Source organism: Actinoplanes sp. CA-252034 (assembly GCF_050956125.1).
Taxonomy (GTDB): Bacteria; Actinomycetota; Actinomycetes; order Mycobacteriales; family Micromonosporaceae; genus Actinoplanes.
Window position 1 is genome coordinate 7,189,475 of sequence record NZ_CP191846.1, and the last position, 18,677, is coordinate 7,208,151.

The 18,677-nt window shown below is 71.7% G+C and carries 20 protein-coding genes and 1 pseudogene; 14 read left to right on the top strand and 7 right to left on the bottom strand.

The genetic code is table 11. The features are described from left to right. The first annotated feature begins 99 nt into the window (after positions 1 to 99). The 12 genes and pseudogenes from ACQPZW_RS32725 (at position 100) to ACQPZW_RS32780 (ending at position 10,474) form a co-directional block, all read left to right on the top strand. A complete protein-coding gene (locus ACQPZW_RS32725; RefSeq protein WP_433789873.1) occupies positions 100 to 777 on the top strand; it encodes a response regulator transcription factor in 678 nt (225 codons plus the stop codon). Between the two features lie 679 nt (positions 778 to 1,456). Beyond that, a pseudogene (locus ACQPZW_RS32730) lies at positions 1,457 to 1,798 on the top strand (HAMP domain-containing protein); the annotation flags it as partial. Between the two features lie 212 nt (positions 1,799 to 2,010). Next, a complete protein-coding gene (locus ACQPZW_RS32735; RefSeq protein ID WP_433789874.1) occupies positions 2,011 to 2,319 on the top strand; it encodes an ATP-binding protein in 309 nt (102 codons plus the stop codon). A gap of 185 nt (positions 2,320 to 2,504) precedes the next feature. Beyond that, the gene (locus ACQPZW_RS32740; RefSeq protein WP_433789875.1) at positions 2,505 to 2,855 is read left to right on the top strand and encodes a PepSY domain-containing protein; all 351 of its coding nucleotides are present in this window, start codon (positions 2,505 to 2,507) and stop codon (positions 2,853 to 2,855) included. Positions 2,856 to 3,005: 150 nt separating this feature from the next. After that, entirely contained in the window at positions 3,006 to 3,203 is a 198-nt protein-coding gene (locus ACQPZW_RS32745; protein WP_433789876.1) for a DUF3311 domain-containing protein, read from the top strand. 38 nt (positions 3,204 to 3,241) lie between these two features. Continuing rightward, positions 3,242 to 4,909 carry a sodium:solute symporter family protein gene (locus ACQPZW_RS32750; protein WP_433797680.1) on the top strand — a complete coding sequence of 556 codons (1,668 nt, stop codon included), beginning with the start codon at positions 3,242 to 3,244 and terminating at the stop codon, positions 4,907 to 4,909. Between the two features lie 161 nt (positions 4,910 to 5,070). Continuing rightward, positions 5,071 to 5,592, top strand: coding sequence for a hypothetical protein (locus ACQPZW_RS32755; protein ID WP_433789877.1), 522 nt, complete (start codon positions 5,071 to 5,073; stop codon positions 5,590 to 5,592). After that, entirely contained in the window at positions 5,553 to 5,993 is a 441-nt protein-coding gene (locus tag ACQPZW_RS32760; protein ID WP_433789878.1) for a hypothetical protein, read from the top strand. Before ACQPZW_RS32755 ends, ACQPZW_RS32760 begins: the two co-directional genes overlap by 40 nt. After that, the gene (locus tag ACQPZW_RS32765) at positions 5,993 to 7,459 is read left to right on the top strand and encodes an STM4014 family protein (protein ID WP_433789879.1); all 1,467 of its coding nucleotides are present in this window, start codon (positions 5,993 to 5,995) and stop codon (positions 7,457 to 7,459) included. The genes ACQPZW_RS32760 and ACQPZW_RS32765 overlap by 1 nt, the downstream gene beginning before the upstream one ends. Beyond that, positions 7,459 to 8,256 carry an STM4013/SEN3800 family hydrolase gene (locus ACQPZW_RS32770; RefSeq protein WP_433789880.1) on the top strand — a complete coding sequence of 266 codons (798 nt, stop codon included), beginning with the start codon at positions 7,459 to 7,461 and terminating at the stop codon, positions 8,254 to 8,256. Before ACQPZW_RS32765 ends, ACQPZW_RS32770 begins: the two co-directional genes overlap by 1 nt. Continuing rightward, positions 8,253 to 9,554, top strand: a complete 1,302-nt coding sequence (locus ACQPZW_RS32775) for an STM4012 family radical SAM protein (protein ID WP_433789881.1) — start codon at positions 8,253 to 8,255, stop codon at positions 9,552 to 9,554. The genes ACQPZW_RS32770 and ACQPZW_RS32775 overlap by 4 nt, the downstream gene beginning before the upstream one ends. 17 nt (positions 9,555 to 9,571) lie before the next feature. Beyond that, positions 9,572 to 10,474: an STM4011 family radical SAM protein gene (locus ACQPZW_RS32780; RefSeq protein ID WP_433789882.1), complete on the top strand. Its 903-nt coding sequence runs from the start codon at positions 9,572 to 9,574 to the stop codon at positions 10,472 to 10,474. Between the two features lie 181 nt (positions 10,475 to 10,655). Here the strand turns inward: ACQPZW_RS32780 and ACQPZW_RS32785 are convergent, their stop codons facing one another. Then, the gene (locus tag ACQPZW_RS32785; protein ID WP_433789883.1) at positions 10,656 to 11,723 is read right to left on the bottom strand and encodes a LacI family DNA-binding transcriptional regulator; all 1,068 of its coding nucleotides are present in this window, start codon (positions 11,721 to 11,723) and stop codon (positions 10,656 to 10,658) included. A gap of 16 nt (positions 11,724 to 11,739) precedes the next feature. Here ACQPZW_RS32785 and ACQPZW_RS32790 point away from each other — a divergent pair, with 16 nt between their 5' ends. Beyond that, positions 11,740 to 13,179, top strand: coding sequence for an MFS transporter (locus ACQPZW_RS32790; protein WP_433789884.1), 1,440 nt, complete (start codon positions 11,740 to 11,742; stop codon positions 13,177 to 13,179). A gap of 160 nt (positions 13,180 to 13,339) precedes the next feature. Here the strand turns inward: ACQPZW_RS32790 and ACQPZW_RS32795 are convergent, their stop codons facing one another. The 4 genes from ACQPZW_RS32795 to ACQPZW_RS32810 form a co-directional block, all read right to left on the bottom strand. Continuing rightward, complete coding sequence (locus ACQPZW_RS32795; RefSeq protein WP_433789885.1) at positions 13,340 to 14,566, bottom strand: DUF6745 domain-containing protein; 1,227 nt, start codon at positions 14,564 to 14,566, stop codon at positions 13,340 to 13,342. A gap of 11 nt (positions 14,567 to 14,577) precedes the next feature. Then, the gene (locus ACQPZW_RS32800; protein WP_433789886.1) at positions 14,578 to 14,895 is read right to left on the bottom strand and encodes a hypothetical protein; all 318 of its coding nucleotides are present in this window, start codon (positions 14,893 to 14,895) and stop codon (positions 14,578 to 14,580) included. 239 nt (positions 14,896 to 15,134) lie between these two features. After that, complete coding sequence (locus ACQPZW_RS32805; RefSeq protein ID WP_433789887.1) at positions 15,135 to 16,745, bottom strand: serine/threonine-protein kinase; 1,611 nt, start codon at positions 16,743 to 16,745, stop codon at positions 15,135 to 15,137. Further along, positions 16,649 to 17,107 carry a serine/threonine protein kinase gene (locus ACQPZW_RS32810; protein ID WP_433789888.1) on the bottom strand — a complete coding sequence of 153 codons (459 nt, stop codon included), beginning with the start codon at positions 17,105 to 17,107 and terminating at the stop codon, positions 16,649 to 16,651. Before ACQPZW_RS32810 ends, ACQPZW_RS32805 begins: the two co-directional genes overlap by 97 nt. Positions 17,108 to 17,153: 46 nt before the next feature. Between ACQPZW_RS32810 and ACQPZW_RS32815 the strand changes: the two genes are divergently transcribed. Further along, complete coding sequence (locus ACQPZW_RS32815) at positions 17,154 to 17,882, top strand: PP2C family protein-serine/threonine phosphatase (RefSeq protein WP_433789889.1); 729 nt, start codon at positions 17,154 to 17,156, stop codon at positions 17,880 to 17,882. On the opposite strand, the gene ACQPZW_RS32820 is transcribed toward ACQPZW_RS32815, so the two are convergent. After that, on the bottom strand, positions 17,866 to 18,108 hold the full coding sequence (locus ACQPZW_RS32820; protein WP_433789890.1) for a DUF3817 domain-containing protein: 243 nt from the start codon (positions 18,106 to 18,108) through the stop codon (positions 17,866 to 17,868). The two genes, ACQPZW_RS32815 and ACQPZW_RS32820, sit on opposite strands and share 17 nt — an antisense overlap. After that, positions 18,105 to 18,521, bottom strand: coding sequence for a hypothetical protein (locus ACQPZW_RS32825; protein ID WP_433789891.1), 417 nt, complete (start codon positions 18,519 to 18,521; stop codon positions 18,105 to 18,107). Before ACQPZW_RS32825 ends, ACQPZW_RS32820 begins: the two co-directional genes overlap by 4 nt. Between the last annotated feature and the right edge of the window lie 156 nt (positions 18,522 to 18,677).

Here is an 18,677-nt window from a genome sequence, read left to right on the forward strand (position 1 = left end):
CGTCGAAACCACCACGACGGTAACCATTGGCGTGATGATCGCGGCAGGCGGGTCGGCCGTTCAGGGTGCTTTCAGCTTCGGTGGGCAAGGATGGTCGCCATGCGTGTACTCGTCGTGGAGGACGAGAAACGGCTCGCCTGGTCGTTGCGGGTGGGTCTGGAGGCCGAGGGCTTCGCGGTCGACGTCGCACCAGACGGCGTCGACGGTCTCTGGCTGGCCAGAGAGAACGATTACGACGTGATCGTCCTCGACCTGATGCTGCCCAGGCTCAACGGCTACCAGGTCTGCGCCGCGCTGCGCGCCGAGGAGGACTGGACACCGATCGTGATGCTCACCGCCAAGGACGGCGAGTGGGATCAGGTCGAGGGCCTGGACACCGGCGCCGACGACTACCTGACGAAACCGTTCTCCTATCCGGTGCTGGTCGCCAGGCTGCGGGCGGTGGCCCGCCGCGGGGCACGGGAGCGGCCGGTCCAGCTGACCGCCGGTGACCTGCGGATCGACCCGGCGGCGCGGCGGGTGTGGCGCGGTGAGACCGAGATCGAGCTGACCGCCCGCGAGTTCGCGCTGCTGGCGTTCCTGGCCCGCAACGCCGGTGACGTGGTGTCGAAACAGCGGATCCTCGATGCGGTGTGGGACGCCGACTTCGACGGCGATCCCAACATCGTCGAGGTGTATGTGCGGCACCTCCGCAACAAGATCGACCGGCCGTTCGGGCGCGAGGCGATCCAGACCGTGCGCGGCGCGGGCTACCGGCTGGGCGGCGACGGTGGTTGAGCGCGCCTCGATCCGGCTACGGACCACCGCCCTCGCGGTCCTGGTGATGGCGGTCGCCGTCGTGATCGGGTCGGTGCTGTTGGTGCTCCTGACCCGGTCGTCGCTGGAGGGCGGCATCGAGGACGCCGCAGAGAACCGGCTGGCCGCGCTGGTCGCACAGATCGAGACCTCGGGTCTCCCACCGGCCTCCTCCCCGGCCGCGCCCGCCGGCTCGCCTGCCCTGCCCTCGTCCCCACCCGCCAACTCCGCCGGCTCGCCAGCCCTTACCGCCTCCTCCCCACCTGCTGCCGCCGCCGGCTCGCCTCCCCTTACCGCCTCCTCACCTGCTCCCGCCTCCCCACCTGCCACCTCCGCCGGCTCGCCAGCCCTTACCGCCTCCTCCCCACCTGCTGCCGCCGCCGGCTCGCCTCCCCTTACCGCCTCCTCACCTGCTCCCGCCTCCCCCCCACCCGCCACCTCCGCCGGCTCGGACTCCGCTGAGGACGCGGACTCCCCGGATGAGGACGACGACTTCGCGTGGGAGATCCGGGATGCGAGTGGCACGGTCGTCCGGGCATCCGAGGGGCTCGACGATCGCTCTCTCCGGGTCGAGGAGCGCGCGGGGGCGTACACCGTGGTGGTCCTCGCCTCTTTGGAGGAGGTCGACGACGCGACCAAGGCGCTGGCCACGCCGCTGCTGATGGGGGTGCCGGGGGCGCTGATCCTGGTCGGTGGGGTGACCTGGATCGGGGTGACGGGGGCGCTGGCCCCGGTCGAGCGGATCCGCCGGGAGGTCGAGAAGATCACCGGGGAGCGCCTGGACCGGCGGGTTCCGGAGCCGGTCGCGCGGGACGAGATCCACCGGCTGGCGGCGACCATGAACCGGATGCTCACCCGACTGGAGGACTCCCGTGAGCGGCAGCAGCGGTTCGTTGCCGACGCGTCGCACGAGCTCCGGTCGCCCCTGGCGGGGATCCGGCAGGCGGCCGAGGTCGCCCGATCGCACCCCGGGGCACTGCCCGAGGGCGAGCTGGCCGAGGCGGTGCTCGAGGAGTCCGCGCGGATGGAGCGCCTGGTAGAGCAGTTGCTGCTGCTCACCCGCACCGGCGGGGCGGGGCTGCGGGAGCTTCGTGACGTGGACGTGGACGATCTGGCGCTGGGCGAGGCCCGGCGGGTGCGGAGGACCGGGCTCACGGTCGACGCGTCCGGGGTCGGTGCGGGGCGGGTGCGGGGGACGCGACGGCGCTGGCCCAAGTGGTCCGCAACCTCGCCGACAACGCGGCCCGGCATGCCCACGACACCGTCGTGGTGGCCGTCCGGGCCGACCCTGACGGGGTGGAGCTGGTGGTCGAGGACGACGGCGCGGGGATCCCGGAGAGCGAGCGGGAGCGGGTGTTCGAGCGGTTCGTGCGGCTGGACGAGGCCCGTGACCGCGACGCCGGGGGCAGTGGGCTGGGGCTGGCCATCGTCAAGGAGATCGTGGCCGCGCACGAGGGCACGGTGGAGGTGACGGCGTCGGCGCTGGGTGGGGCCCGTTTCGTCGTGCGCCTGCCGGCCTCCTGAGCGGTGCGCCTGCCGGCCTCCTGAGCCGTGCGCCTGCCGGCTTCCTGAGCGGTGCGCCTGCCGCCTTCCTGAGCGGTGCGCCTGCCGCCTTCCTGAAAAGCCTTTCAGGCGCGTTCAGGGGAGATTCAGGGACCGAGGCGCACGCTGTCGCCGTACTCGTTGGTCATTCGAGAAGGGCACAGCTCATGGACACCAGCAAGCTTCGCAGCAAGCGCACCATCATCGGCGGCATCGCCCTCGTGGCGGCTCTCGGCGCCGGCGGCACGGTGTGGGCGACCGCCGCCAACGCGGACGGTCGGCCGGATCCCGATGATCGGGTGCTGAGCGTCGAGGAGCGCACGTCGGCGGAGAACGCCGCTCGGGCCGCGATCCCCGGCGGGACCGTTCTCGAGGTCGAGGCCTCCGACGATCAGGGCGTCGCCTATGAGGCCGAGGTCCGCGACGCGGCCGGTCAGGAGTGGGATGTCGATCTGGACGCTTCCTACAAGGCCGTGACCAAGACGGCGGACACGGACGAAGACGGCGACGACGACTGAGTTTGCGACCAGGGTCTTTCCTCTTTGGAGATCGAGCGGTAAAACAGTCTTCTCGGTTTCGGCACTAGCAGTGCTAAAAGTCCCGCGTTCTCCTCGCCGTGGCCGGACTCCGGCGGCTCGCGCCGCGCCCCACGACAGCAGGAGACGACGATGTCGACCCGCTCGCGTCACTGGCAGTGGCTGTTGGTCATACCGACCGCAGCCCCACTGCTGACCCCGTTCGCCAACCGGATCGAGCCGACGTTGTTCGGCGTCCCGTTCTTCTTCTGGTATCAGTTCGCATGCGCGCTGCTCGCGACGGTTGTGATCACGGTCGTCTACCTCGCCACCCGCGAGGGCCGGCCGTGACCGATCGAGACGTCGAGGTCGGCGTCTTCCTGGTCCTGATGGCGGGCGTCGTGCTGCTCGGTTTCGGCGCCGCCCGCTGGCGCCGGCCCGCCGACCCCTATCACCTGGAGGAGTGGAGCGTCGGCGGGCGGGCGTTCGGCAACTGGACCATCTGGTTCCTGCTCGGCGGCAGCATGTACAGCGCGTACACGTTCATCGCGGTGCCGGCGCTCACCTACGGCGTCGGCGCGATCGGGTGGTTCGCCGTGCCGTTCGCGATCGTCACCACGCCCCTGACGTTCATCTTCACCACCCGGGCGTGGTCGGTGGCGCGACGGCACGGCTTTCTCACCCACAGCGAGTTCGCGGCGGCCCGGTTCGGGTCGCCCGGGCTCGGCGCTCTGGTCGCGGTCACCGGCATCCTCGCCACGATCCCGTACGTGGCGGTGCAGTTGATCTCGTTGCAGGCGGTGCTGCGGACGGTCGGGTTCGGTGGGGAGTGGCCACTGCTGGCCGCGGTGACGCTCGTGTCGATCTGCACGTTCCGCTCCGGGCTGCGGGCGCCCGCCCTGCTGTCCGTGGTCAAGGACGTGCTGCTCGCCTGGATGCTGATCACCGCGGCGCTGATGGTGGCCATGTACGGCGGCTGGGGCAGCGCCTTCCGCGGGGCCGCCGCCCGGTTCGCGGCCACGCCCAACCCGGCCGACGGCCTGCTGCTACCGGAGACCGGGCACCTCGGCTTCCTCACCCTGGTCGTCGGGTCGGCGCTGGCCATCTTCGCCTACCCGCACGCGCTGGTCGGCATGCTCGCCGCCAAGGACCGCGACACTGTCCGGCGCAACGCCGCGGCTCTGCCCGTCTACTGCATGGCGCTCGGCCTGATGGCCATGCTGGGGATCTTCGCGCTGGCCCGGGGCGTGACACCGGCCGACGGCGACCTCAACACCGTGGTGCCGCGGCTCATCCACGAGTATTTTCCCAGCTGGTCGGCGGGTGTGGCGTATGCGGCACTCAGCATCGCCGCCCTCATCCCGGCCGCCGTCATGTCGATCGCCGCCGCCAACGCGTTCACCCGCAGCCTCTACCGCACCTATCTGCGACCGGACGCCACCCCCGCGACGGAGGCATGGGTCAGCCGATGGGTGTCGCTGGTCGTCAAGTTCGGCGCGGCCGCCCTCATCCTGGCCGTCGACCCGGCGTTCTCCGTCGACCTGCAACTGATCGGCGGGGTGCTCATCCTGCAGACCATCCCGGCGGTCTTCCTCGGCCTGCTCACCGGCTGGTTCCACCGGGCCGCGCTCACCGCCGGGCTGATCAGCGGGCTCCTCACCGGCCTAATCCTGCTCTGGGACATTCCGAGACTGGACGCGACCGGCCGGGTCGTCGCCGAGCACTTCGGCGGTTCCAGCTGGTCGATCGGCGACGGCCGTAGCGTCTACGTCGGCGTGGTCGCGCTCGCCGTCAACCTCTGCGTCACGGTCGTGCTCACCCTGCTCGCGCGGGCTGCCGGTCTCCGTGACGGCGACGACGGCACCCGCCCCGACGACTACCACGCCGACGCCGGCGACCCGTACCTCAAACGCCTCGACAACCTGATCGACGGCCTGCCCACTGCCGCGGACCGCGAGCAACACGCCGCCGACAGCCTGGCCGACTCCACCCGTCGAGGGCAGCGGACCGCCGCCGGCGCGCCCGCCTCCGGAGGCCGGCCACCACGAAACGTCTGAGGACGGGGCGAGCGCCGTCATCCGGCGGCGCGGTGCCGCAGTGGTGACCTTTCCGCGCGAGGCCTCTCCGAGGGGTTACGCGCGGCGCGAAAGTGTCGGTGGGGACTGCTAGGTTCTCGGCACTGTTCCGGTGAGCTTCGGTTACGGACTAGGGGAGTCCTGTGGGCATTTACGAGCACGTGGAGATCTTTGCGGGGCTGCCCGTGGTCGCGGCCGACAACGAGGAGGTGGCCGTCGCCGATCCGGGCGCCGTCGCCTGGCGGATCAGCATGGAGGAGTTCGAGGCCCCGCCGGAGGAGTTCCAGGCCGCCTTCGAGCAGCTGCTGCAACGCACCGGCCCGACCGGCCCGACCGCGCTGATCATCGGCGAGTGGGGGTCCGCCTACGACTCCTCCTTCCCGTACCAGTTGCTCATCGACAACGTCTCCCGGCTGAGCGGGCTGAGGGCGCTGTTCGTCGGCGAGCTCACCGGCGAGGAGTGCGAGATCTCCTGGATCCACCAGGCCGACGTCACCCCGCTGATCGAGGCGTTCCCGGCCCTCGAGAGTCTCTGGATCCGCGGCGCCGAGAGTCTCGAGCTCAAGCCGGTGCGTCACGAGGGTCTACGCGAGCTGGTCTTCCAGTCCGGGGCCTGCCCGCCGAGGTGGTCCGTGCGGTCGCCGCCAGCGATCTGCCCAACCTGACCCGTCTGGAGCTGTGGCTGGGCGTCAACGAGTATGGGGGCGACGCCCGCGCCGACGACCTCGCCCCGATCCTGGCCGGCCGTTCCCTGCCCGCCCTCACCTACCTGGGCCTGCGTAACGCCGAGATCGCCGAGGAGGTCGCGACGGCCGTCGCCGCCGCGCCGGTCGTGGCCCGCCTGACCGACCTGGACCTGTCCATGGGCGTGCTCGGCGACACCGGCGCCGAGACCCTCCTGGCCGGTCAGCCCCTCACCCACCTGCGCCGGTTGGACCTCAGCCACCACTTCATGTCCACCGAGATGGCCCAGCGCATGATCGACGAGCTGCCCGGCGTCGAGGTCGACGTCTCCGACCCACAGCAGGAAGAGGAGTGGGGCCGCTACACCGCGGTGGCCGAGTAGTGCGCCTCGCCGTCGTCGGAAACCCGGACAACCGCCGGGTGGCCCTGTTCACCGAGGCCGTCCTGCGGGCCGGCCTCCCCGCACCGGTCGTCTACCCGTGGCGAGACGTGCTGTCGCCGGCCGCGACGCCCTCCACCTCCGGAGGCTTCCCCGCGGCCCTCTCCCCCTCCGGCACCTACCGCGCCGCGCTCTCCTCCCCCGGCGACTCCCCGACGGCCTCCGGACCTTTCCCCGCCGATCTCCCCACCTCCGCGGCCTCCGGACCTTTCCCCGCCGATCTCCCCACCTCCGCGGCCTCCGGACCTTTCCCCGCCGATCTCCCCACCTCCGCGGCCTCCGGACCTTTTCCCGCCGATCTCCCCTCCTTCGGCGGGTCCTCAGGCGGTTCCGTCTCTCCGCGTCCCGGGCCCGGGACGCTTGTGCGGATCGAGTCGCCCGGGGAGGACGCGGAGGTCGACCGACTGCTGCGCGAGATCGGCAGCGGGCGGCCGGCGGTGGCCGCCGAGCACGGCGAGATCGTGGGGACCGCGGCGGCGTTCGCCGGGTTGCGGCAGGCCCTCGACCGCGTCGCGGCGGGCGGCGGCACGCTGCTCAACCACCCGGGCGACATCCTCACCATGAGTGACAAGCCACGCTGCCACGCGCTGTTGGCCGCGGCCGGCATCCCGGTGCCGCCCGCGCTGCCGCCGGTCCACGACTACGCGTCGCTGCGCGCCGCGATGGCCGAGGCCGGCTGGAGCCGGGTGTTCGTCAAGCCGGCCCACGGTTCCTCGGCGTCCGGGGTGCTGGCCTTCGCCACCTCCGGGCGGCGGGTCACCGCGGCCACGTCGGTCGAGCTCAGCGGCGACAAGATCTTCAACAACCTGCGGGTCCGCCGATACGACGACGAAGCCTCGATCGCAGCGATCGTCGACCGGCTGGGACCGGACGGCCTGCACGTCGAGCGGTGGTTCCCGAAAGCCGCTCTCGGCGATCGCGTCCTGGACCTGCGGGTGGTCGTGATCGCCGGTGAGCCACGGCACGTGGTGGTCCGCACCAGCCGCTCCCCGATGACGAACCTGCACCTCGGCAACGCCCGCGGCGACGTGGCCGCAGTCCGGGCCGCGGCGGGCGAGCGCTCCTGGGCAGCGGCGATGGAGACGTGCGCCCGGGTGGCGGCGTGTTTCCCGGGCAGCCTGCACGCCGGCGTGGACCTGATGTTCCGTGCGGGCTGGCGCGACCACGCGGTGGCCGAGGTCAACGCCTTCGGTGACCTGCTCCCCCGGGTCCTGGCCGACGGCGTCGACACCTACGGCGCCCAGGTGGCGGCCCTGACCGCCGGCTGGTCACCCACCGCCACGATGGGCGCCCAGGTGGCGGCCCTGACCGCCGGCTCGCCACCCACCGCCACGATGGGCGCCCAGTTGACGGCCCCGACGGCCGGCTCGTCACCCACCGCCGCGATCATTGACGGGGCGGGTGCGTGATGCGGGAGCTGATCGGAAGTCACGACCTGCTGTTCGTCACGCTCGACACGTTGCGCCACGACATCGCGGTGGAGTGCCTGACGGGTGGGCGTACGCCGTACCTCGCGAAGGTCTTGCCCGGTGGGATGTGGGAGCGGCGGCACACTCCGGCGAGTTTCACCTACGCCGCGCATCATGCGTTCTTCGCCGGGTTCCTGCCGACGCCGGTGACGCCGGGCCCGCACGAGCGGTTGTTCGCGGCGAGGTTCGGCGGCAGCGAGACGAGCGGCCCGGGGACCTATGTCTTCGACGCCCCAGACCTGCCGACCGCGCTGGCCGCCGCCGGATATCACACGGTCTGCCTGGGCGGGGTCGGTTTCTTCAATCCGGCCACGCCGCTGGGCCGGGTGCTGCCGGGCCTGTTCGCCGAGGCGCATTGGGAGAGGGCGTTCGGTGTGACGGCGCCCGACTGTCTCGGCGCCCAGATCGACCGCCTCACCATGATCATCGACGGGTTACCGGTGGAGCGGCCGCTGTTCACGTTTGTCAACGTGGCCGCCATGCATCAGCCGAACCGGCACTACCTGCCGGGGGCGGCCGACGACGGTCCGGCCACGCACGCCGCCGCCCTCGAATACGTCGACGGTCTACTCGACCGGCTGTTCGCCCTCGTCACCAGCCGTGGCCGCCCATGCCAGGTGATCATCTGCTCCGACCACGGCACTCTCTACGGCGAGGACGGCCACACCGGCCACCGCGTCGCCCACGAGTCCGTGTGGACGGTCCCGTACGCCGACTTCATCCTGGACGCCCGGTGAGACTCGACTCCCCCTATCAGGGTTACCTCTACGCCTATCCGCACAAGACCGCCTACCGGCGGCTCGACCCGCGCCCGCTGCTGCGGGACGTGTGGGCGACCGAGCCTCAGGACTCTCTTTTCGGGTACGTTCATCTGCCGTTCTGTGAGATGCGGTGCGGCTTCTGCAACCTGTTCACCCGCGCCAACCCGCCCGACGAGCAGGTCACCGCCTATCTGGCCCAGCTGCGTCACCAGGCGGCCGCGATCCGCGACGGTCTCGGGCCGTCGGCGTCGTTCTCGCGACTGGCGATCGGCGGCGGCACCCCCACCTATCTGACCGCTCCCGAGTTGGAGGAGCTGTTCACCATCGTCGCCGGGGTGTTCGGCTCGGGGCCGGTGCCGCTGTCGGTGGAGACCTCACCGGCCACGGCCACCCCGGACCGGCTGGCGGTGCTCGCCGCCCACGGCACCACGCGGGTCAGCATCGGGGTGCAGAGCTTCCTCGACGCCGAGGCGCGCGCCGCCGGCCGGCCGCAGCGCCTCGCCGAGGTGACGGCCGCGCTGGCGGCGATCCGTGACGCCCGGATCCCGGTCCTCAACGTCGACCTGATCTACGGCATCGACGGGCAGACCGCCGGGACGTGGCAGCATTCGCTGGACGAGGCGCTGCGCTGGCGGCCCGAGGAGCTGTATCTGTATCCGCTCTACGTGCGGCCGCTGACCGGGCTGGGCCGTCGCGCCCACGCCCGCGCCGACTGGGACAGGCAACGCCTCGACCTGTACAGGCAGGCCGTCGACGTGCTCACCGGCGCCGGTTACGTGCGGCATTCGATGCGCCAGTTCCGCCGGAGCGACGCGCCGGTTCCGGACGGGCCCGACTACTGCTGCCAGGACGACGGCATGGTGGGGCTGGGCTGCGGCGCCCGGTCGTACACGACGACCCTGCACTATTCGTTCGACTACGCGGTGGCGGTGCCCGAGGTCCGCGCGGTCCTCACCGACTACCTCTCCCGGCCACCCGACGACTTCCGGTACGCGGAGTTCGGTTTCCACCTGGACGAGGTCGAGCAGCGGCGCCGTTGGCTGCTCAAGTCCCTGCTGCGGGCCGAGGGCGTGGACGCGGCCGCTTACCGGCAACGGTTCGGCACCGACCACACCGGCGACTTCCCGCAGCTCACCGAGCTGGTCGACCGCGGCTGGCTGGACGAGAGCAGGACCGTCCTCACCCCGGCCGGCCTGGACCACTCCGACGCCGTCGGCCCGTGGCTGGTGTCCGGCGAGGTCCGCGCGGCGATGGGAGCCTACGTCCCGCGATGATCCCTTCCGGCCGTCCGATGCTTCCGCTGCTACCCGCCCTCAACGACCTCTACGTGCTGTACCGCGGTCCGCTGGCGAGCTGCAACTACGACTGCCCGTACTGTCCGTTCGCCAAGCGGGTCGACCCACCGGACCTGCTGCGCGCCGACCGGGCCGACCTGGAACGCTTCACCGGCTGGGTGGAGGCCACCACCGACCGGCGCCTGTCGGTGCTGTTCACCCCGTGGGGCGAGGGCCTGACCCGCTCCTGGTACCGGGACACGATCGTCCGGCTGTCGCATCTGCCACACGTCGCCAGGGTCGCCATCCAGACCAATCTGGCCGCCCGCACCGGCTGGCTCGCCGAAGCAAACCCGCAGGTGGCGGCTCTGTGGGCCACCTATCATCCCGGTCAGGTCAGCAGGGAGCGGTTCCTCAGCCGGTGCCGTGACCTTCTCGACCTCGGCGTTCGTTTCTCGGTCGGCGTGGTGGGGCTCCCCGGCCATCACACGGAGGCGGTGGCGTTGCGGGCCGCGCTGCCACCCGAGGTCTACCTGTGGGTGAACGCCGCCGAGGGGCACGTCTACACCTCCGAGGAGGAGGCGCGCTGGACCGCCGTCGACCCGCGATTCGGCGACAGCGTGCGGCCGCATCCGTCACTGGGCGTGCCGTGTCACGCCGGCGAGACCGCCATCTCGGTCCTCGGTGACGGCACGGTGCGCCGCTGCCACTTCATCAAAAACCCGATCGGCAACCTCTACGACGGTACGTGGCGCGCGGCTCTGAAAGCGCGCCCGTGCACGAACGGCCTGTGTGACTGCCACATCGGCTACGTCCACCTCAAGCCGTTGGAGCTGCGTGACGTCTACGCCGACGGACTCCTCGAACGAATCCCCGCCGGCTGGCCGTCGCCGCCCGCCCCACCTCCGGCCGGCCCCTGATCCCCGCGCCGCCGCATGTTCGGCATGTTCGCCCTGCTCGATCCAGGATCGTCGCACCCCGACCACCGCAACGGAACGTCGCACCGACGCCGCAGCACCAGGTGGGTCCCGGCGGCCCCGGCCGGGAAGGGGATCCGCGCGGTCTCGCTGCCGTGGCGGCCCCGGGATCGCGCGGCCACCGCTACCCGGGGTGAGGACGGGTGGTGGAGCGCTGGATGACCCGCCACCCGTGCTCGGCCGGGACGCCGGCGGGACGGCCGAGGGCGGCTCGGGCGCAGTGGGCGCCCTGCTCGCGGAGTGACTGCGCCAGGGTGGTCAAGCCCGCGGGTGCGGCCGTGTCGCTGTCGTCCCAGCCCGTGACGGCCACGTCGCCGGGGACCGACAGACCGGCGGCGGCGACCGCGCGCAACGCTCCGAGGGCCAGCTCGTCGCTCATGGCCGCGATGGCGTCCGGTGGGTCCCCGTCGTGGAGGAGCTCACGGGTGAAGGCCTCACCGTCGGTCAGTCGATTGACCGGGCACACGGCGAGCCGCAGCGCCGCCGCGGGACGGCCGGTGCCGGTCCAGGCCTCCCGGAAGCCCTCCCAACGGTGCCGCGTCACCGGGAATCTGGCGTCCGGCACGTCGTCGCCCAAGCGCAGCTGACGGACCCGGCCGCGGTCGACGGGAAAGCCGAGCACCACGGGACTCCGGGCGCCCGCGAAAGCCACCTCACCGATCGCGGCGGCCGCAGCCCGGTCGTCGATGCCGATCACCGGTATCCCGGGCCGGCGCGGTCCCGCGTGGATCACCGCGGGGAGGCCCGTCTCGGCGACGGCGTCCAGGACCGGATCGTCGTCGCTGGTGGTCCAGACGACGAAGCCGTCCACCGCCGCCTGCGCCACACGCTGGACGTCGGACGTGCCACCGGTGATCGGCACGAGGGTCAGCCCGACACCTTCGGCCGCGCACACGTCGGAGACCCCGGCGAGGAAGCGGGCCGCCTGCGGGTCGTCGAAGGCGTAACTCAGCCTCTCCCCCAGCACCACACCGAGCGAGCCGACCCGCCCACGGCGCAGCGACCGGGCAGCCGGGTGCGGGCCGGGGTAGCCGAGTCGCTGGGCGGCCTCGTGGACTTTGGCGGCCGCTTCGGCGGACACGCGCTCCGGCTGGGAGTAGGCGTAGGAGACCGTCATCGTCGACACTCCGGCGGCCTCGGCGACCTGCCGCATGGTCGGTCGTGGCCTGCGGGTGGCGGCGGGCTCGTTCATGACGCAAACTTTACTTGTGTACCGATACACAGCGAACCCGCGACCGGACGCTTTCGTACGGGACGCACCCACGGTCCTCGCCTACGCCGCGCTGGGCTGCTTCACGTTCTGGCTGTACGCCTTCGGGCCGGCGCTCACCCTCCTCCGCGACGAGTTGCGCTTCTCGTACACCCTGCTCGGCGTCTATTCGACGCTGTGGGCGGCGGGAGCGGCCCTCGCCGGAGCCTCGTTCACCCGGCTCGCCCGACGTCTGCCGAGAAGCCGGCTGCTGTGGGGTTCGGCCATCGGCGCCGCGGCCGGAGCCGTCCTGTTCACCCTCGGTGGCAGCGTGCCGGTGACACTCGTGGGCGCGGGCGTGTTCGGGCTGGCCGGGACCACCATGCTCACCGTGATCCAGGCGATCCTCTCGGACCGCCACGGCAGCCGACGGGAACAGGCGCTCACCGAGGCCAACATCGGCGCCGGAGCATCCGCCGTCCTCGCGCCGCTGGCCTTGGGCGCGCTGGCCGGCGGGGTCGTCGGCTGGCGCGCCGTGTTCGCGCTGCCGATGGTCGTCCTCGCCGCCCTGTACCTCAGGTTCCGCCGGGAGCCACTAACGACCGCAACGCCACGCCACCCGGATCGACCACCACGAGATCGGACGGCACCGTACGACAAACCGCCGCCACCGTCCCTGAGCACCCGGACCGGGCGGGACGAGCATTCCCCACCGCGGCCCCGGATGCCGGCCGGACGGTATCGTGCCCGGACGTTCGGCGGGCTTCCGGCAGCGTGCTGGATGTTCGCGGTGCTGACAGCGATCGGGTCAGCGATCGAGTTCTGCCTGGTCTACTTCGGTCCCCAGATGCTCGTCACCACCGGGCTGTCCGCCACGGCGGCCGGCACCGCGCTCGGGAGCAACCTCTTCGGCATCCTGGTCGGGCGGATCGTCGGCGCCCGTCTCACCCGCCGCCCCGGCCGAACCGTCACCCTCCTCTATGCGTCACTGGCGATCACCGCTGTCGGCTTCCTCCTGTTCTGGCTGACCGGCCACCCCACGGCCGCGATTCTCGGGCTGTTCGTGTGCGGGCTCGGCATCGCGAACCTCTACCCGCTCTCGCTCGCGCTCACCTTCGACGCCGCCGACGGTCGCGATGACGAGGCCAACGCCCGCTCCCAGGTGGTGCTCGGCCTGGTCGCCGCGGCTTCCCCATATCTTCTCGGCAGCCTGGCCGACCGGTATGGCCTCACTGCCGCGTTCACGCTGGAGCCGACTCTCATCGTTCTCAGTGTCCTCCTCCTGGCGGCGGGCCTCCGCGCTCACAGCCGCGTAGCCCGAAGCACCGCCGACGAAGTGACCACGCCACCGATCGACCCGGCCACCACCAACCAGGCCACCACCAACCAGGCCACCACCAACCCGGCCACCAGCGATTCGTTGCCTGCCCGCCCCGGGAAGAGCGGCTTGCGGGCGTAGTCATCCGCCGCCCTCAGGACCGACGCCGACAGCCCCATCGCCGCCACCCGCCTCGCTATCGCGAACCACGCCCGCTGACGAACCGGCCAGGGGAACGACGCAGGCAGACCGGCCGCGGGAGAACTGTCACCGGCATAGCGGAGCCACAAGCGCGGAGCCGTCAGGTCTGGATCAGCGGTTGGTACTCCTCGGCGGTCAGGCCGAACGTCCAGGCGACACCCTCGCGGGCGCTCCTGGTCCGGGGTGGGACGCGCAGCCAGTAGATGCGGCTCGTGCCGTCTGGCTCCGGGGTCGAGTTGACCACCTCGACCATGACCAGGGGCTCGTCGCCGGGGAGATCGAGATACCACAGCGTGCCCGCCTCGTCGGAGCTGAGCTTGCGGGCGCCCGCGTCACGGAGGTAGCGGTCGTAGCCGTAGTGCTCCAGCATCACCCGCCGGATCTCCGCGTTGCCCTCCGACCTGATGCGGTCGATGGTGAGCGTCGGCAACTCGGTGGCCAGGTCGGCGGGGATGGGCATGCCACGCCAGGCCCAGAGGCCGTAGCCGTCGGGGAACTCCAGGGCCGCGCCCTCACCGCGATGCAGGCGGCCGACGTTGTCGCGGGTCAGGTTCGAGGGACGGTCGGTCAGGACGGCGACCTTCTCGTTCGCCCACCACCAGCCCGCGTTTCTCGCCACCGCCGCCAAGCCTGCCAGCCCGGTCATCAGTCCAGCCTCGGGGCACAGCCGGTCGGCGGCGTCGAACGTGGACAGCCACGTGCCGTCATGCTGCCCATAGATCGCGTCGAGCACCGGCATCCGTGCCGACCGGCCGTCGTCGCCGGGGAAGGCCGCCGCCAGGTCCTCACCCAGGCGCAACCGGAGCCGTCCGGCGATCAGGTCCATGACCAGGCCCCACGATCGCCGGCCCGCCGCGGCGCTGAGCTGCGCCCACCCGTCACTGCCGAACGCCTCGACAGCCGCTTTGCGCGCGGCGGCCCACGGCTCGGTCCGCACCTGACGGCGCAGCGACGGCCCGGCCGTCTCCCCGGGCACCCAGCCCTGCCGCAGAAGCTCGGTCACCACCTCGGCGAGCAGCCCACCATCCGGCCCCACGACACGATCCGGCCCCGGATCACCCGCTGCCTCAGCACCGCCCGGCGCCGCAGCGGGTGGTAGGTCGGGGACGGAGAGGCGACCGGAGAGCAGCGCGACCGCCACCGCGCCGGCGCGCGGGGAGCCGAACCAGTAGATCCGGTCGGGAGCCTCAAGTCCGGCCAGGAGATACGAGTCCCGTACTCCTGATTCGGCAGCCGCACGATCCGCGTCGCCGGTCTGGACCGCGGCGGCCAGCCACTGGTCTTCGATGGCCGCGGCCATCGCCTCCTGGGCGTGGGTCAGCTTCATGTCGCGCCCTCTCAGTCGGCGACCGGGCGGAACGCGCCCGGAATGTACTCACGCTGGCGCACCACCCGGTAGTGACCGGATGGCAGCGAGATCGGACCGTGCTCCTCGTGGGTGACCCGCCCGTGCGACGCAACGTCGATGAACAGGCTCTCCGGATCGTCGACATCGGCGAGAAGCTGCAGGCCCGGCCCGCCGACGACATGGGCGTGACCGGTGGCCTCGCCACGGGCCAGCACCATCCGGCCACGGCGGTCGCGGGGCACCGGCGCGCAGGACGGCACCTCCCTCTGCGGTATCGGAATGATCAGCACGTCGCCCTGCCGGTACATCCTCGGCCTCCCTCCGCTGTCCGACCCTGACGCGGGGAACGCTATCGCCGGGGTGTGACATTTTCGGCCACCACCCGGCAGACCTGCGAAAACCCGGGGCCGGGATGTCCTGGTGAGCATGATCGGACCGCGTTACGGCTCCGGCAGGGCAACCCGATCGGCGGCCGGGACCGGCAGCGGCCGCCGCGCGCGCCCGAACCTCGACCGCGAGGACTGCTCGGAACCGTTGGAAGGGAAGGTCAGCGCACGTTCATCCGGGCGACCGCCGTGACCTCGCCGCCCCGGATGGTGACCAGAGCCGCGAACGGCGACGGCTCGTCGCTGACCGTCGCGAACTCCTCGAAGCTGACCTCGCACGTCCCCGCCAGCGTCACCGCGTCGGTGCATCTGCGCCGGTCGGGCCGGAAGTCGCGGTAGACCGGCCGGGCGGCGATCGGGAGGGCGGCCCGGAGTCCGCTCGTCACCGGCACGTACCTGTTCCCGCACTTCGGCGAGGTCAGCTCGAGACGCCGGCAGTATTCGGCGCCGGTCGGGTATTCGGCGGGTTCGGCGATCGCGACCCGCCCGCGGTCGTAGACCATGTGCATGGCGGCGACCAACTCGGCGTCACCGGTGAGGAAGTCTGGCGCCGGGGGTGTCGCCGGATCGGCGCCGGACCGCAGTCGCGCGTCGGCATAGGTGACCGATCCACCGGAGGCCCCGACCAGCACCTGCCCGCTGACCAGCGACGACTCGTCCAGCGGCCCGGTGAGAACGGTCTCGCCGTCGATGCTGACGGTGGCTTCCCGTTCGCGGGCGACCACCTGGAGCAGATGCGGCCTACCGGTGTCGGTGGCGCGTTCCGTGCCCGCGACGGGCGTCGCGTCGCCACCGATCCGGGCGGCCAGCCCGACCCGGTCGGGGCACACGGTGACCTGGTAGGCGTCCGGGAACGTCTCCTCGGCAGCCGTCCGGAACCAGATCGTGGCGCACGACCGGGCGTTACCCAGCGTGGCGCGCACACTGACGTTCTGGCTCGGCGGGAAGACGATCCGCTGGTAGTCGGCACACATCATGGGGGCGGTGGACGTCGGCGTCACCCGCAACCCGTCATCGGCGTACGCACAGCGTCCGTTCTCGGTCCTCGCGACGCTGAACAGGCTCTCGGTGCGCAACGCGTCGAACACGGCCGGTCCGGAGATGATCTCGGGCGCGGCCGGCGGCGGATCCTCGGAGGGTGCGGGCCGGAGGGCGACTCCACCGGCCACGGCCACCGCGACGACGACTGTGGCAGCGGCGGCGACCGCCACGAGACGGCGGCGGGGGCGGCGGCGGTGCCCGGTCGTGAACCGCCCGGACTGCTGGGCGGCCTCGGCGGAGCGCTGGAGCTCGACGGGGAGCGGCGGGGCGCTGGGCGCGCCGGTGACGAGCAGACGGTCGAGCAGCTCGGGGGCGGTGGGACGGTTCTCCGGCTCCTTCTCGAGGGCTGCGGCCACCAGTTCGGCGAGGTACGGCGGAAGGTCACCGACGCGGGGCGGCTGGGTGAGGATGCGCGCGGCCGTGACGGCCGGGCTATCCCCGCCGAACGGGGTACGGCCGGTGCCGGCGAAGGTGACGACGGCGCCCCAGGCGAACACGTCGACGGCGGGTGTGGGCAGGCGGTCGGTCTCGGCGTCGAGGCGCTCCGGGGCCATGTAGGCGAGCGTCCCCACCACCTGGTCGGCGCGGGTGTGGAAGCTGGTCGGGTCGAGCGGCCGGGCGATCCCGAAGTCGATCACCTTGGGGGTGCCGAGGGCGAACAGCACGTTGCGGGGCTTGAGGTCACGGTGGACGACCCCGGCTCCGTGGATGGCGGCGAGCGCGGCCGCCACGCCGACGGCGACACCGTGCAGGCTGCCCCGGTGAGCGGGCCCTGGTCGGCGACGACCTCGTCGAGGCTCGGCCCGTCGACGTATTCGACGACGAGATAGGGCGTCTCGTGGTCGGGGTCGGCGTCGAGCACCTCGGCCGTGCAGAACGGCGGCACCTCGCGGGCCCGGTTGACCTCGCTGCGGAACCGGGCACGGTATTCGGGCTCGTGGGCGTACTCCGGGCGGATGACCTTGACCGCGACGAGCCGCCCGGCCGGGTCCTCGGCCAGGTACACGGATCCCATTCCGCCCGCGCCGAGCCGGCGCAGTGTCCGATATCGGCCGATGGACCGTGGATCGGTGGGGCGCAGTGGATCTGCCACGGGTTGGCAACCTACCGCACGCGGGCCGGCGATCTAGCCTTCGGTAATGGAGTTCACGGAGGCGACATGGGTCGTCGGGGCACGGCGGCTTACAGCGGCGGCGGGGACGATCGTCGGCAACCGCTACCCGGCCAACTTCGACGTGCTGCACCTCGACGCGGCGCGGACGCTCGCCGTGGTGGCGGACGGGATGGGCGACGGCCCGGGCAGCACGGCCGCCGGTCGCACCGCGGTCGAGACCTTCGTGAGTGGGTCAGCGAACGGGTCCGGTCCGGCGGCGTTGCGGGCCGTGGTGGCCGAGGTGCAGCGGGCGGTCCACGACGCGGGCCGCGGTATCGCCAGTCTGACCGGGTGCACTCTGACCGCTTTCGTCGGTGACCCCGACGGCTCGGCGTGGCTGGTGCAACTGGGCGACTCGCGGGCCTACCGGCTGCGTGACGGTGTGCTCGAGTTGCTGACGTCCGACCACACGGCGGCCTGGCTGGGGATACTCAACGGCTGGTATGCGGCGGACTCGCGGGAGGCATACCGCGATCGGCATCGCCTGACCCGCTATGCGGGCCATCCCGGCATGCCGGAGCCCGATCTGCTCAACGTCAGCCTCCGTCCGGGTGACCGATTTCTACTGTGTACGGACGGGGTGTCCGACCAGATCCACGACCGCCGTCTGGCCGATGCCCTGACCGAGCGGACCCCCGTGACGGAGCTGCTCGCGGAGACGCTGGACAACGGCGGCGACGACAACGCCACCGCCGTGATCATCCAGGTCGGTTGATCCGCCGCAGCACGAGCATCCCCCCGATTCCCGGGATCAACGCGAGCAGACGGATCCCGAGCGGCCATTTCGTCAGATTCAAGGTCAAGATCACGATGATGAGGTACGCACACCCGTGCACCGGCCCACATGTTGACGCGATCACGTCAATATGTACGGTCAACATATTGATCAACATGACGGACAGCGTGATCAGCTCAACCCAGGCGGCGATCCGCACCGTCATGCTCCCGTCGTCGAGCCGGGCCGCACGATCATCAACACCGTGACGGTCGCCCACAACAGGTTGAAGATCCCGGTGAGCATCCCGAGTCGATTCGCCTTGCCGTCAACAAGTGCCCGCTCCTGGCCGGGAATGATCAGCAAACCGAGGATCAGTGCGGCGGCCAGTGTGAGAGCGATCGAGGTCAGCAGCCAGGCGTCACCGAGAACGCCGAGACTGCTCGCGGTGGCCAGCCCGAACACCGGAACGGCCACACCGACCACGCCGTAGACACGACAGATCCGGTGCAGCAGGCGCAGCCGTTCACCGACGCCCGATCGGCGCGCGACGGCCGGGAACATGCTGGCCGCGACGGTGACCGGCCCGATCGCGATGATCGCGGCGAGCACGTGCAGAGAGAGGAGCAGTTTCGTCACGCCGGGCACGCTATGCCCGTTTCACCATCCAGCAGAACTGGCAGGACTGCCCACCTCCAACCGATTCTGGCCACACGCGGGCGTAGGCTGACCGCCGCAACGACCGGCCGAAGGGCGCCCCTCGTGACGACCGACCGGAGGGCGACACCCGTGACG

Excerpts from the sequence above, each read along its gene's own strand:
- ACQPZW_RS32725 (WP_433789873.1), top strand. The coding sequence starts at position 100 with ATGCGTGTACTCGTCGTGGAGGACGAGAAACGGCTCGCCTGGTCGTTG.
- ACQPZW_RS32740 (WP_433789875.1), top strand. The coding sequence starts at position 2,505 with ATGGACACCAGCAAGCTTCGCAGCAAGCGCACCATCATCGGCGGCATC.
- ACQPZW_RS32745 (WP_433789876.1), top strand. The coding sequence starts at position 3,006 with ATGTCGACCCGCTCGCGTCACTGGCAGTGGCTGTTGGTCATACCGACC.
- ACQPZW_RS32750 (WP_433797680.1), top strand. The coding sequence starts at position 3,242 with ATGGCGGGCGTCGTGCTGCTCGGTTTCGGCGCCGCCCGCTGGCGCCGG.
- ACQPZW_RS32770 (WP_433789880.1), top strand. The coding sequence starts at position 7,459 with ATGCGGGAGCTGATCGGAAGTCACGACCTGCTGTTCGTCACGCTCGAC.
- ACQPZW_RS32780 (WP_433789882.1), top strand. The coding sequence starts at position 9,572 with ATGCTTCCGCTGCTACCCGCCCTCAACGACCTCTACGTGCTGTACCGC.
- ACQPZW_RS32785 (WP_433789883.1), bottom strand. The coding sequence starts at position 11,723 with ATGAACGAGCCCGCCGCCACCCGCAGGCCACGACCGACCATGCGGCAG.
- ACQPZW_RS32795 (WP_433789885.1), bottom strand. The coding sequence starts at position 14,566 with ATGAAGCTGACCCACGCCCAGGAGGCGATGGCCGCGGCCATCGAAGAC.
- ACQPZW_RS32800 (WP_433789886.1), bottom strand. The coding sequence starts at position 14,895 with ATGTACCGGCAGGGCGACGTGCTGATCATTCCGATACCGCAGAGGGAG.
- ACQPZW_RS32815 (WP_433789889.1), top strand. The coding sequence starts at position 17,154 with ATGGAGTTCACGGAGGCGACATGGGTCGTCGGGGCACGGCGGCTTACA.
- ACQPZW_RS32820 (WP_433789890.1), bottom strand. The coding sequence starts at position 18,108 with ATGACGGTGCGGATCGCCGCCTGGGTTGAGCTGATCACGCTGTCCGTC.